The following is a 12,103-nucleotide window of genomic DNA, read 5'->3' on the forward strand; positions in this document are numbered from 1 at the left end:
GCGCCAGGTTGACCATCGGCCCGTACTCCGACTTGTAGAGCGTGCGCGTCACCGGCGCCATGCTGCCGTCGGCCTGCTTCACCTTGACCGTGATCTCCTGCGCCTGCATCTTCACGGCGCTGCCGTCGCGCATGTAGCGGGTCGGGTCGCCCGCCGCCAGCTTGAGTTCGAAGAAGCCGAAGCGGCGCGCGGTCGACACCGTGTGGCTCCATGCGATGTTGTCGTTGAAGCCGATCAGGATCACCGGAATGCCCAGGAAGGAGGTGCCGCTGATGTTGAGCTGGCCCGGGATCGTGAGCTGCGCCTGGTAGAAGCGGTCGGGCCCGCGCCAGTACCAGTGCGGATTGCCGAAGAGCAGCGGGCTCGCGTCGCCGGTGGCCGCGGTGCCGAAGCCGATCATGTTGCTGCCGACGCCTTCGTGCCCGCCCACCTGCAGCTCGGGCAGGCGCATGCCGGCTGCCGCGAGTTGCAGCCTGGCCTTGTCGAGCCTGCCGCGTGCGGCGGTCTTGGCGGGCGCAGCCGGTGCCGGAGCGATCGCGTTGGCGATGTTCGGCAGGAAGTTGCTGTAGCCGCCCGCGAGGTTGGCCGCGTACATGCGGCGGTAGATGTCCTCGGCCGCGATCGGCTTCACCCAGGCTTCGCTCCGGCAGGCCTCGTGCGCCGCGCCGCCGGCCTTCAGGTCGCGCAGATAGCGGTTGTAGCCCGCGGCAAAGCCCTCGACCAGTTGCCGGAGGTTGTCGGGCTGCGCGGCGATCATCTTCTCGAGCACGTCGGCCGAGATCACGTGCTTGTGGAAGAAGTCGGAATCGATGTTCTTCGGCCGCCCGATGGTGCTGCCGGCCACGAGCTGCGCGTCGCCGCCAAGGTACTGCGAACGCTCGCCGCGGTAGGTGAGGAACGAGTCGGCCATGGTGCAGAGGTTGTCCTCGGCCTGCGCATAACCGTAGCCGTAGCCCGCGCCGGACCAGGTGTCGGCCTTGATGTGCGGCACACCCATCGCGGTACGACGGATCTCGGCCTTGTAGGCGCCTTCGGCCGGCGGGCTGCCGGGCGGGTTGCCAGCGACGGGCGGGAACGAGAACCCGTTGCCTCCACCGCCGCCGCAGGCGGTGAGTACGGCCGCGGTTGCCAACGCGAGCAGGGACAGCGGCATGGCGCCGCGCGAGGATGTCTGTCTCATGGATGTCTCCGGTTGATGCTCTCTYGATGGAGCACCTTGCAGCCTACGCATGGAGACAGGCCGCGGCTTGAACGCAGCCGCTGTCATGCGGGCGACTCAGTGGGCGGTCGCGTGGCCCCAGGCGTGCGACGCCTGCGCGTCCGCCGTCACATGCACCCGGCTCGCGAGAAACGACGGCGGGAGCCCGAAGTAACGCTGGAAGGTACGGCTCATGTGCGCCGCATCGGTGAAGCCGCTGACCAGCGCCACGTCGGTGAGCGGCCGGTGGCCGGTGAACTGCTGCACCGTGCGCCRCACCTTGGTCCACAACGCATAGCGCTTGACCGACACACCCACCTGCTCGGCGAAGAGATGCGTCAGCCGGTCGGGCGATAGGCAGGCCACGGCCGAGAGTTTCTTCAGCGGGATCTGGCCGGCGTGTTCGCGGATGGCCTGCAGCACGCGTTCGATGCGCCGGTCGATCGGCGGCGCGAGTTCCGGGCATCCGGTGATCGCCTCGACCATCTTTGCGCTGAGCGACTGCAGCCGGGCGTCGCCGAGCAGCCCGCGCTGCGCGGGTTCGAAGTCGTCGCGCAGCTTGCCGAAGCAGCGCGCATCGATCGGCTCGATGCCGTGGCCGCCCATGCAGCGCGCGAGCATGCGGTAGGCGCTCGATGCCGGATCGAGGTTGAGCGACAGCAGCCCGCAACCATCGACGTCGAGCCGGCGCGACACATGCGGAGCCACCAGCGCGGCGGTACAGTGCACGCGCGTGCCATCGAGCGCCTCGAGCATGAACGGATGGCCGCTGACCGACGCCAGCAGCGTCGCCGACGAGCGCGCCGTGAGCCCCGACTGGATCGCCGGCGTGATGTAGAGAAACCTGTCGTCCCAGAGGTGCAGGAAGTTTTGCTGCGTGGTCATGCCGTGTCTCTTTTTTGTCTTGTCTCCGGCGACGGATTCTCATGCATCGGCACGGCGCAAGGGCTACGGGATTGTGCCCGGTGCGGCTCAATGAAGCTGCGCCGGCTCCGCCTGCACATGCTCGCGCACGGCCTCCAGCAGCAGCGTGGCAAGGCGCGCCACCGGGGCCTCGGCCGCGGCCTGCGCGCGATAGAGCATCAGCGACATCTGCGGCAGCGCCGGCAGGCCGATGGCCGCGCGGTCGATGGCACGCACATGCGCGGGCAGGCCGAAGGGCGTGCGCACCGACAGGCCCAGCCCGGCCGAGGTGGCGGCCCACAGCGCGGCCAGGCTGGCGCTCGTGAACGCATGCCGCCACGGCGTGCCGGCGCGGTCGAGCGCGGCCACCACGATCTCGCGCAGCGGACATGGCGCATCGAGCAGCACCAGCGGCAGCGGCTCCTTCGACTTGCGCACGCTGCTGCCGCGGCGCTCTCGCTCCTTCCACCAGGCCGCGTCGAGCGCATCGGGCGACCTCGGGCCGATCCATTGCAGCGGCAGCCGCGCCACGCGCTCGCCGTGCGGCGTCATCTGCTCGCCGGTGTCCCACACCAGCGCCAGGTCGAGCTGCCGAAGTTCGAGCCGTTCGCGCAGTTCGGCGCTGCGCGCCACGCAGGCCTCGATGCGCACCTTGGGATGCGCGCGCGCAAAGCGGCCGAGCACCGCGGGCAGCAGCGTTTCGCCGAAGTCTTCCTGCAGGCCGAGCCGCACCCAGCCCTGCAGGTCTGCACCGCGCATGGCGGCGCCCGCTTCCTCGTTGAGTTCGAGCATGCGGTGGGCATAGGCCAGCAGCGTCTCGCCCGCGTCGGTGAGCTCCAGCCTGCGGCCGGCCTTGCGGAACAGCGCGGTGCCGGCCTGCGCCTCCAGTTTCTTGAGCTGCGCGCTCACGGCCGATGTGGAGCGGCCCAGCCGGTCGGCCGCGCGCGCATAGCTGCCGAGCGCGATGCCAGTGGAAAAACTGCGCAGCACATCGAGATCGAACATCACCTGGGACATGGATCCACCCTTCGTTGATCGTCCTGATTTTTGGGACGATTGGCTCATTATTTTCTGATTTTCAGAATCTTTGCAACGGCGGACACTGCGCCGCAACATGATCCATTCGCCCTCCTCCCCTTCCTGTTCCCCGCGCCACCGCTGGAAGGTGCTGGCCGCCGGCGTGGCCGCCAACGCGGCGTTCTCCGTGGCCTTCAGCGGCATCCCGATGACTGCGGTGCTGATGCGCACCGGCTACCAGCTCGACAATGCCACGCTCGGCCTCGTGCTCGGCCTCATGGGCCTGGGCATCTCGGTCAGCGAGCTGCCGTGGGGACTGCTGACCGACCGCTGGGGCGACCGGCCGGTGCTGCTCACGGGTCTTGGCAGCACCGCCATCGCACTCGTGGCGATGGCGCTCTGGGCCGCGCCCAGCGCGCAGCACATCCCCGGCCTCGGCTGGCTCGGCGCCGGCCTGCTGCTGGTGGGCCTGCTGGGCGGCAGCGTCAACGGCGCGAGCGGCCGCGCGGTGATGACGTGGTTCGACGCCGGCGAGCGCGGGCTTGCGATGAGCATCCGCCAGACCGCGGTGCCGCTGGGCGGCGGCATCGGCGCGCTGGTGCTGCCGTTCGTCGCATTGCACTTCGGCTTTGCCGCGCTCTACGGCCTGCTGGCGCTGCTGTGCGCGCTGAGCGCGGCCATGAGCTGGGCCTGGGTGCATGAGCCGCCCATCGCGCCGGACACGCCGGACACGCCGCGCACCAGGGCCGGTGTTGCCGAAGCCGCGGCCATGCCGAAGAAGAGCGGCCCGCTGCGCGATGCCCGCGTCTGGCGCATCGTGCTGGGCATCGGCATCCTGTGCGCGCCGCAGTTCGCGGTGCTGTCCTTCGGCACGGTGTTCCTGCACGACTTCGGCCATGCGGGCCTTGCAACCATCACGGCCACGATGGTGTTCGTGCAGGTCGGCGCGATGGCGATGCGCGTATGGAGCGGCCGCTGGACCGACCGCCGCCGCAACCGCCCCGCCTACCTGCGCGCCTGCAGTGCGCTCAGCGTGCTGCTGTTCGCAGGACTCGCAGTACTGGTGATGGCGGCGGGCACGCACGCAGCCGATTCAGCGGCGCTGCGCATCGCACTGGTGGGGCTGCTCGCGGCCAGCGGCGTCTGCGTATCAGCCTGGCACGGCGTGGCCTACACGGAACTGGCCACGCTGGCCGGCGCGGCCCGCGCGGGCACCGCGCTCGGCATGGCGAACACCAGCGTGTTCCTGGTGTGCTTCATCACGCCCTTTTCCATTCCGCACCTGCTCGCGCTGCAGGGCTGRCCGCTGGTGTGGCTTGCGGCCAGCGCCTGCGCGCTGGTGGCGATGCCGCTGCTGGTGCCGCGGGCCGCCGCGGCCGGTCAGAAGCTCGCGAAGACGGCGTTGAGCCGGTCGACGTAGGCGCGCTTGGCGGCGGCGTCGATGAAGCTGCCTTCGAAGCTGTTGGCCGCGAGCTGCCAGGCCTGCTGCACGCCGAGGCCGGTGGCCCCGAAGGTCTGCGTGAAGTTCTGGTTCATGTAGCCGCCGAAGTAGGCCGGGTCGTCCGAATTGACGGTGGCCACCAGCCCCGCGTCGAGCAGCGCGCCCAGGTTGTGCTGCGCCAGGTCGGGGAACACGCAGAGCTTGAGGTTGGACAGCGGACACACGGTGAGCGGAATGCGGTCCTGCGCGAGCCGCTTCATCAGCGCCGGATCCTTTGCGCTCTGCACGCCGTGGTCGACGCGCTCGACCTTGAGCACGTCGAGCGCGCTCCACACGTAGGCCGGCGGCCCCTCCTCGCCCGCGTGTGCGACCAAGTGGAAGCCCAGCTCGCGGCAGCGCGCGAACACGCGCGCGAACTTCTCGGGCGGATGGCCGACCTCGCTCGAATCGAGGCCCACGCCGATGAACTTGTCGCGGAACGGCAGCGCCTGCTCCAGCGTTTCGAAGGCCTCTTCCTCGCTCAGGTGGCGCAGGAAGCACAGGATCAGCGCCGCGCTCACGCCGAGCTTCGCCTCTGCATCCGCGCATGCGCGGTGCAGGCCGTGGACGACCGTCTCCATCGGCACGCCGCGCGCGGTGTGCGTCTGCGGGTCGAAGAACATCTCGGTGCGCACCACGTTGTCGGCCGCGGSGCGCTCCAGGTAGGCCCAGGCCATGTCGTAGAAGTCCTGCTCCTTCAGCAGCACGCTCGCGCCGGCGTAGTAGATGTCGAGAAAGCTCTGCAGGTTGGTGAAGGCGTAGGCGCGGCGCAGCTCTTCGACGCTGGCATAGGGAATGGCCACGCCGTTGCGCTGCGCGAGCGCGAAGATCAGCTCGGGTTCGAGCGAGCCCTCGATGTGCATGTGCAGCTCGGCCTTGGGCATGGCGCGCAGCAGTTCGGGCAGGCGCTCGGCGGCGAGCTTGCCGAAGCTCTGGTCGAAGACGGGGCGGTAGTCGGTCATGGTGGGAAAATCGGCGTTGTGATTTCCGCACAGCATAAGCGCAGCCGCCCCGTGGGAGATGCGCCAGAACGTATAGGGCCCATGCCTCTCATTTCAAAACGTCCATCGCGCAACAGGCGGAAACTTCTGTCGCTCGCGCTGCTGGTTTCGCTGCTGATGTCCGCGCCGGCATTCGCCGGCACTGTCGACGGGGCGCAGGCACTGGCCCGCGAACGCGGCTGCCTCGCCTGCCACGGCATGCTCCGAAAGCAGGTCGGCCCCGGCTTCGCGCAGATCGCCAAGCGCTACCGCGGCGACGCGGCGGCGCCCTCGCGGCTGGCCGCAAAGATCCAGGGCGGCAGCGTGGGCACCTGGGGGCGCGTCATCATGCCGCGCCAGCCGCAGCTGAGCGATGAAGAGGCGAAGGCGCTGGCCGGCTGGGTTCTTTCGCAGCCACCTCCCTGAAGTCAGTCACCAGGCCGCCCCGCTGCCCTCCAGCGCACGCCGGGCGAGCAGAAAGGCCGCGGCATTCCAGCTCTGGCCCGCCATGCCCATCGGCACCAGCGTGCGGCCGTGGAACCACTCGGTAAAACGCCAGCCGCCGAGTTGGTTCACATGCGCAAGGCGCGCAAGCTCGGGCCAGGCCACGTCGTGCAGCCCGAGCCGCGCGAGCGCCATCACCCAGAAGCCGCCCACGAAAGGCCAGATGCCGCCGTTGTGGTACTGGTGCACCACGTTCTGCTGGTGGCGCGCCATGTACGGCCGCCACAGCGCATGCTCGCGCGTCAGCGGATGCAGCACCACGCGCACCGGGTACGGCTCGCAGGCGCGCGCCGCGGCAATGGTGCGGACGATGCGGTTCGCCATCTCCGAATCGGCGAGCCCGCCCTGGATGGCCAGCACGTTGCCGAACACGTCGCCCTCGTTGCCGACGAAGGACAGGTTGACGAAGCTCAGGTACAGGCCCGGGTCGGTCCGGCCGCGGCGCGCGTAGTGCCGCAGCAGCCGGGCGCGGTGGTATTCGGGCAGATCCTGCTGGAACGGATTGAACAGGTGGTTGAAGTGGTGCTGCGTCGCCTCGGCATGGTCCAGCGCGAAGCGGCGCTTCACCTCGTACCAGAGCGCGTTGGTGTAGAGCACATAGCCCGAGCGCGGCATGATGTCGGCCCAGTCGCTGGCCTCGTTCTGCTGCAGCAGCCGGAAGTGCTGGTGCTCCTGCGCCAGCAGCCAGCCGATCGCGCGCTGCACCTCGGCGTGCCAGTGCGTGGCGCCGACCTGGCCGTGGCGGCGCACGTGGTCCACCGCGATCAGCCACCACAGCGTGGCGTCGATGCAGCCCAGGTACCAGAAGTCGGCATCCTGGCCATCGGGGTCGACGTACTTGGGAATCTGGCCGTTGGCCGCCTGCTGCGCGGCCAGCGCGTCGAGGCTGGCGACGGCGCCCTGCTCCAGCGCGGGCACGCCGCTGCCGCACATGGCCATCACGCAGATGGCCGCGTCGCGCCCGAAGATGCGCGTGTAGCGCCGCGCCACGGCCGCCTCGGTGCGGGTGGCGGCCAGGATGCCGTGCGGCGTGAGGTTGCGTTCGAGCAGTTGCAGCGAAGCTTGGGAACAGTCGTCGATCAGTGCAAGGGAAGTGGCGTCAGGTGTCGTCATGGGTTCGATAGGCTTGCGGCGTCAGGCCGTGCTGCCGCGCGAAGGCGCGCTGCAGCGCGTCCACCGAGCGGAAGCCGCTGCGGCTCGCGATGCGGTCCTGCGGCCACCGCGTCTGGCGCAGCAGCTGCGCGGCGGCGGCCACGCGGACCTGTTCGACAAAGCGCGCCGGCGTGCAGCCGGTCTCGGCCGCGAAGGCGCGCGCGAAGTTTCTCGGGCTCATCTGCACGCGCTCGGCCAGGGCCTCGACCGACAGGTCATCCTGCGGATGCGTGCCGATCCACGCCACCAGTTCGCGCAGGCGGTGGCTGGCCGAGGCCTGCGCCTGGAGCGCCTGCGTCAGCTGCGGCTGCGCCCCGCCGCGCAGCATCGGCAGCGCCAGCGTGCGGGCGATTTCCATCGACACGGCATGGCCGAGGTCGTCCTCGACCAGCGCAAGCGCAAGCTCGATGCAGGTGGTGACGCCGGCCGAGGTCCACACCGGCCCGTCGTGCACGTAGATGCGCTCGCGCTGCACCCGCACCTGCGGCCGCAGCGCCTGCAGCTGGTCGCACACGCGCCAGTGGGTGGTGGCCTCGCGGCCGTCGAGCAGGCCCGCCGCGGCCAGCGCGAAGGCGCCGCTGCACACGCTCGCCATGCGGCGCGTGCGCGGCGCCACTTGGCGTAGCCAGGCGCCGATGCGCTGCTCGAGGATGGCCGCGCGCACCGCCGGCTCGTCCCCGCCGGCGACGATCAGCGTGTCGATCGACGCGGGCAGCTGCTGCAGGCTGCAGGTGCCGGAAAAGCTCAGGCCGCCGTTCGTCGACACGGTGCCGCCGGCCGGCGATGCGATGTGCAGGCGGTAGCTGCCCGGATGCATCTGCTCGGCCTTGCTGAACACGCTGGCCGGGCCGGCGACGTCGATCACCTCGACGCCGTCGAACACCACCAGCACCACGTCGCTGGCAGAAACCGCGGTTTCTTCGTCCTTGCGGGTCAGGGTGGGCATTCGTAATCTCTGGGCATCGTCATCATCAAGTCGACAGGGGAATGGCCATGTGGAGATCGATAGGAGCGCTGATCGGTGCAAGTATTGCAGCCTTTGCGCTGGCAGGCTGCACGGGGGGCGCGCCGCCGCTGCCGCCCGCGCAGGCCGATGCGGCGCGCAGCGAGCGCGAGAAGCAGGCCTTCGTCGAGGCGCTGAAGCCGCATCGCGCCGGCCGGCCCGTGGTGGCCGTGCTCGCGCTGAACGAAGGCACCGAGATGACCGACCTGCTGCTGCCGCATGCGGTGCTCCGGCGCGCCGATGTGGCCGAGGTGCGGATCGTGGCGCCGCGCGCGGGCCGCGTGAGCCTGTATCCCGCACTCGAGGTCGATGGCGCGCAGGACTTTGCCGGCTTCGACAGGCTTCATCCCGCGGGCGCCGACTACGTGATCGTGCCGGCGATGATCGCCGACGACAACCCTGAGGTGGCGGCCTGGCTCCAGCAGCAGGCGGCGCGCGGTGCACGGGTGATCGGCGTCTGCTCGGGCGCGCGCGTGGTCGGCCGCGCCGGCCTGCTCGACGGCCGGCGCTTCGCGGGCCACTGGTACGACCGCGGCACGCTGCTTGCGCGCCACCCCGGCGCCAGCTACGTGCCGCACCAGCGCTACGTGGTGGACCGCGGGGTTGCCACCACCACCGGCATCACCGCCTCGGTGCCGGCCATGCTGGCGCTGGTGGAGGCGATCGGCGGGCCAGAGAAAGCCAGGGCCCTTGCAACGGAACTCGGCGTGGCTTCATGGACGCCGGTGCACGACAGTTCGCCGTTCTACCTGGACACCGGCCGCAGGGTGGACTTCCTGCTCAACAAGGCTGCGTTCTGGCGCGGCGAGCATTGGCGCGTGGATGTGCAGGACGGCGCCGACGACATCGCCCTGGCGCTGGCCGTCGATGCGTGGACGCGCACCGGGCACATCGGCGTCGATGCCGCATCGGCCGCGGGCCCGGTCAGGCTGCGCAGCGGGCTGGTGCTGCTGGCGCAGCCGCCCCGCGAAGGGACAGGGCGCCTGCCGCTCTCTTCGTCGCTGAAGCCGGTGCCGCAGCTGGACCGCACGCTGTGCGAGATCGGCGAGCGCTATGGCGCGGCGCGGCGCGACTGGGTCATGCTGGAGATGGAATACCCGGCGGCCTCGGTTGCAGCAGCCTGCGGGGGTGGGCGGCCGGCTGCATGAAGAGAAGAAGGGAAGAAGGCCGGATTCAATCGACCCGGATGTTGCGCGCCTTCACCAGCGCGCCCACGCGCCCCGTCTCGTTCTGCACGAACTTCGCAAAGGCCTCCGGCGTGGTGCCGGCGGGTTCCAGGCCAAGCTGCAGCAGCTTCTGCTTGACCTGCGGCTCGTTGACGGCCGCCTGCACCGCCTTGCCGAGCCGCTGCACGATGTCGGGCGGCGTGCCCTTGGGAAGAAACACGCCGTTCCACTCGACCACGTTGTAGCCCGGCAGGCCCGACTCGGCGAGCGTCGGCGTGTCGGGCAGGCCGGGCACGCGCTTGGCGGAACTCACGGCCAGCGCGCGCAGCTTGCCCGACTGCACGTAGCCGAGCGTCGACGCCACGTTGCCGAAGTAGGCCGACACCTGCTCGCCCATCACGTCGGTCAGCGCGGGTGCGCCGCCCTTGTAGGGCACGTGCATGAGGCTGAGCTTGGCCTGCTCGTTCAGCGCCTCGCCCGCCAGGTGCGAGCCGGTGCCGCCACCCGCCGAGGCAAAGCTCAGCTTGCCGGGGTTCTTGCGCGCGAAGTCCAGGAACTGCGCCACTGTCTGGTAGGGCGCCGTGGCGGGCACGACGAGGATCTGCGGCGCGGTGGCCACCAGCGACACCGGGATGAAGTCTTTCGCGGCATCGAAAGGCAGCTTGCGCAGCGACGGGTTCACCGAGAACGCCGAGGCGTCGTAGAGCACGGTGTAGCCGTCGGCGGGCGCCTTGGCCACGTTGTCCTCGCCGATCACGCCGCCCGCACCCGGCCGGTTGTCGATGACGATCTGCTGGCCGAGCGCGATGCTCATCTGCTGCGCGACGACGCGCGCGGTGTTGTCGGCGCCGCCGCCCGCGGCGTACGGCACCACCATGCGGATCGGCTTCTCGGGCCATGCGGCCCAGCCCAGCAGCGGCACGCAGGCGGCCAGTGCGGCCATCGATTTCAGGATGCGTTTCTTCTTCGTCATTCGGTCGTCTCGGTCTTGGTCGTTTCAGGAAAGTCGTACAGCAGCGCGGGGTTGTCGACGAGCACGCGGCGGCGCTGGGCCTCGTCCGGAACCCATTGGCCCAGCAGGTCGAACAGCAGCGCGTCGTCGGGCTTGGCGGCCGCGGGCTCGGTCGGATGCGGCCAGTCGCTGCCCCACACCACGCGCTCCGGCGCCTGGCGGACCCAGGCCTGTGCAATGGCGCTCGTGTCTGCATAGCCGCCAGCGGCGCCGGCCTTCGAATCGAGATAGGCGCCCGAGAGCTTGATCCAGGTGCGGCCGCTGTCGCGCAGCCGGCTCACCACGCCGAATGCAGGATGCGCCGTCGCATCGGGCAGCGGCAGCCGCGCAAGGTGGTCGAACACGATCGTGCAGGGCAGCCGCGCGAGCAGGGCCGCATGCCCGGCGATCTGGTCCGCGTTCCAGTGCAACTGCACATGCCAGCCCAGCGCATGCACGCGCTGCGCGAGCGGCTCGACCATCTCGAAGCCGGTCATCGCATTGGCGGCCGTGTAGAGCGTGAAGCGGATACCGCGAATGCCGCCCGCATGCAGGCGCTCGAGCTCGGCATCGCTCACGTCGGGCCGGACCACGGCCACGCCGCGGGTGTGCGCCGTGCCCAATGTGCGAATGGCATCGAGCGTCACGCTGTTGTCGGTGCCGTGCACGCGCGGCTGCACGACGACCGTGCGCTCGGTGCCGATGCGCTGCTGCAGCAGGCGGTAGTCGGCGGCCGTGGCGTCGTCGAGCATCGCCTCGGGCGAGCCGTGGAGTGCGAAGCGGCGGTCGTAGACATGCATGTGCGCATCGCAGGCGCCCGCGGGCGCGGTGCAGGCGGGCTTGCGCGTGCCGCTGCTGTGGGGAACTTGCATGCGCGTCGTTCAGCCGGCCGCGTCCGCGGCCTTGTGCGCCGCCAGCACCGCCTGCGTGTGCTGCCCCAGCGTGGGTGCCGCAAAGGGCTCGGGGCCGGGCGTGCGGCCGAACTGCACCGGCCGCGTGAAGCCGCGGTAGGAGCCGAGCGTGGGATGCGCGAAGGTCGCCACCATGTCCTCGGCCAGCACCTGCTCGTTGTCGAACATGTCCTCGACCGTGCGGGCTGCGGCGCAGGGCACCTCCTCGCCGAACAGTTCCTCCCACTCGAGCGCGCTGCGCGCGGCCAGCGCCTCGCGCAGCAGCGGAACGATCTCGGCAAAATGCTGCGCGCGCTTGCGCACCGAGTCGTAGCGCTCGTCGGCCGCGAGTTCGGACAGGCCCACCTTGTCGCACAGCGCGCGCCAGAAATGCGGCGTGTTGGCCGAGATGTAGAGATGCCCCTCGCGCGTCGGATGGATGCCGGTGATGCCGCCCGAGCGCATGTCGCGCCCCACGTCCTTGGGCTCGCCCTCGGCCCACACCATGCGCGCCGACTGCATCGTGAGCGCGGAGCGCAGCAGCGACACGCCGACGAACTGGCCCTGGCCGCTTTTCTCGCGCTCGTACAGCGCCGAGGCCACGCCCGCGGCCACCAGCGCGGCCGCATAGTAGKCGACCACCGAGCCATAGATGATCTCGGGCGGCTCGCCGCGCTTGCCCTGCAGCGCGCACATGCCGGTCATGGTCTGCAGCACCTGGTCGTAGCCCGCCTTCTCGCGCAGCGGACCGGTTTCGCCATAGYCCGTGAGGCTGCAATAGATCAGGCGCGGATTGACGGCCTTCAGCTGCTCGTAGGC

The 12,103-nt window shown here is 70.3% G+C and carries 12 protein-coding genes; 3 read left to right on the forward strand and 9 right to left on the reverse strand.

Annotated features, from left to right (window positions below):
• From AC1DOC_RS04535 to AC1DOC_RS04545, 3 genes are all read right to left on the reverse strand, one after another.
• Positions 1-1,180: penicillin acylase family protein (locus AC1DOC_RS04535; protein WP_478129454.1), on the reverse strand; the 1,180-nt coding region annotated here is incomplete at its 3' end.
• A 96-nt stretch (positions 1,181-1,276) separates the two neighbouring features.
• Positions 1,277-2,083, reverse strand: coding sequence for a helix-turn-helix domain-containing protein (locus AC1DOC_RS04540; RefSeq protein ID WP_478129455.1), 807 nt, complete (start codon positions 2,081-2,083; stop codon positions 1,277-1,279).
• 87 nt (positions 2,084-2,170) lie between these two features.
• Complete coding sequence (locus AC1DOC_RS04545; RefSeq protein ID WP_412511555.1) at positions 2,171-3,118, reverse strand: LysR substrate-binding domain-containing protein; 948 nt, start codon at positions 3,116-3,118, stop codon at positions 2,171-2,173.
• Positions 3,119-3,215: 97 nt separating this feature from the next.
• Between AC1DOC_RS04545 and AC1DOC_RS04550 the strand changes: the two genes are divergently transcribed.
• The gene (locus tag AC1DOC_RS04550) at positions 3,216-4,538 is read left to right on the forward strand and encodes an MFS transporter (protein ID WP_478129457.1); all 1,323 of its coding nucleotides are present in this window, start codon (positions 3,216-3,218) and stop codon (positions 4,536-4,538) included.
• Here the strand turns inward: AC1DOC_RS04550 and AC1DOC_RS04555 are convergent.
• Positions 4,499-5,560 carry an adenosine deaminase gene (locus AC1DOC_RS04555; protein ID WP_478129458.1) on the reverse strand — a complete coding sequence of 354 codons (1,062 nt, stop codon included), beginning with the start codon at positions 5,558-5,560 and terminating at the stop codon, positions 4,499-4,501. The genes AC1DOC_RS04550 and AC1DOC_RS04555 overlap by 40 nt on opposite strands.
• Positions 5,561-5,641: 81 nt before the next feature.
• Between AC1DOC_RS04555 and AC1DOC_RS04560 the strand changes: the two genes are divergently transcribed.
• Positions 5,642-6,004 carry a c-type cytochrome gene (locus AC1DOC_RS04560; RefSeq protein WP_412511558.1) on the forward strand — a complete coding sequence of 121 codons (363 nt, stop codon included), beginning with the start codon at positions 5,642-5,644 and terminating at the stop codon, positions 6,002-6,004.
• 6 nt (positions 6,005-6,010) lie between these two features.
• Here AC1DOC_RS04560 and AC1DOC_RS04565 read toward each other — a convergent pair whose 3' ends face one another.
• Both AC1DOC_RS04565 and AC1DOC_RS04570 read right to left on the reverse strand, forming a co-directional pair.
• Positions 6,011-7,195 carry a glycoside hydrolase 100 family protein gene (locus tag AC1DOC_RS04565; protein WP_412511559.1) on the reverse strand — a complete coding sequence of 395 codons (1,185 nt, stop codon included), beginning with the start codon at positions 7,193-7,195 and terminating at the stop codon, positions 6,011-6,013.
• Positions 7,182-8,180 (reverse strand): GlxA family transcriptional regulator, encoded by a 999-nt coding sequence (locus AC1DOC_RS04570; protein WP_412511560.1) that lies wholly within the window; start codon positions 8,178-8,180, stop codon positions 7,182-7,184. The genes AC1DOC_RS04565 and AC1DOC_RS04570 overlap by 14 nt, the downstream gene beginning before the upstream one ends.
• A gap of 47 nt (positions 8,181-8,227) precedes the next feature.
• Between AC1DOC_RS04570 and AC1DOC_RS04575 the strand changes: the two genes are divergently transcribed.
• Positions 8,228-9,385 (forward strand): DJ-1/PfpI family protein, encoded by a 1,158-nt coding sequence (locus AC1DOC_RS04575; protein WP_412511561.1) that lies wholly within the window; start codon positions 8,228-8,230, stop codon positions 9,383-9,385.
• Between the two features lie 25 nt (positions 9,386-9,410).
• On the opposite strand, the gene AC1DOC_RS04580 is transcribed toward AC1DOC_RS04575, so the two are convergent.
• The 3 genes from AC1DOC_RS04580 to AC1DOC_RS04590 form a co-directional block, all read right to left on the reverse strand.
• A complete protein-coding gene (locus AC1DOC_RS04580; RefSeq protein WP_412511562.1) occupies positions 9,411-10,376 on the reverse strand; it encodes a Bug family tripartite tricarboxylate transporter substrate binding protein in 966 nt (321 codons plus the stop codon).
• Complete coding sequence (locus AC1DOC_RS04585; RefSeq protein ID WP_412511563.1) at positions 10,373-11,266, reverse strand: amidohydrolase family protein; 894 nt, start codon at positions 11,264-11,266, stop codon at positions 10,373-10,375. Before AC1DOC_RS04585 ends, AC1DOC_RS04580 begins: the two co-directional genes overlap by 4 nt.
• Positions 11,267-11,275: 9 nt before the next feature.
• On the reverse strand, positions 11,276-12,103 hold an 828-nt coding region (locus tag AC1DOC_RS04590), incomplete at its 5' end, for a CoA transferase (protein WP_478129459.1).

Source organism: Variovorax sp. 01T439_2, from assembly GCF_056398445.1.

Excerpts from the sequence above, each read along its gene's own strand:
- AC1DOC_RS04545 (WP_412511555.1), bottom strand. The coding sequence starts at position 3,118 with ATGTCCCAGGTGATGTTCGATCTCGATGTGCTGCGCAGTTTTTCCACT.
- AC1DOC_RS04560 (WP_412511558.1), top strand. The coding sequence starts at position 5,642 with ATGCCTCTCATTTCAAAACGTCCATCGCGCAACAGGCGGAAACTTCTG.
- AC1DOC_RS04565 (WP_412511559.1), bottom strand. The coding sequence starts at position 7,195 with ATGACGACACCTGACGCCACTTCCCTTGCACTGATCGACGACTGTTCC.
- AC1DOC_RS04570 (WP_412511560.1), bottom strand. The coding sequence starts at position 8,180 with ATGCCCACCCTGACCCGCAAGGACGAAGAAACCGCGGTTTCTGCCAGC.
- AC1DOC_RS04575 (WP_412511561.1), top strand. The coding sequence starts at position 8,228 with ATGTGGAGATCGATAGGAGCGCTGATCGGTGCAAGTATTGCAGCCTTT.
- AC1DOC_RS04580 (WP_412511562.1), bottom strand. The coding sequence starts at position 10,376 with ATGACGAAGAAGAAACGCATCCTGAAATCGATGGCCGCACTGGCCGCC.
- AC1DOC_RS04585 (WP_412511563.1), bottom strand. The coding sequence starts at position 11,266 with ATGCAAGTTCCCCACAGCAGCGGCACGCGCAAGCCCGCCTGCACCGCG.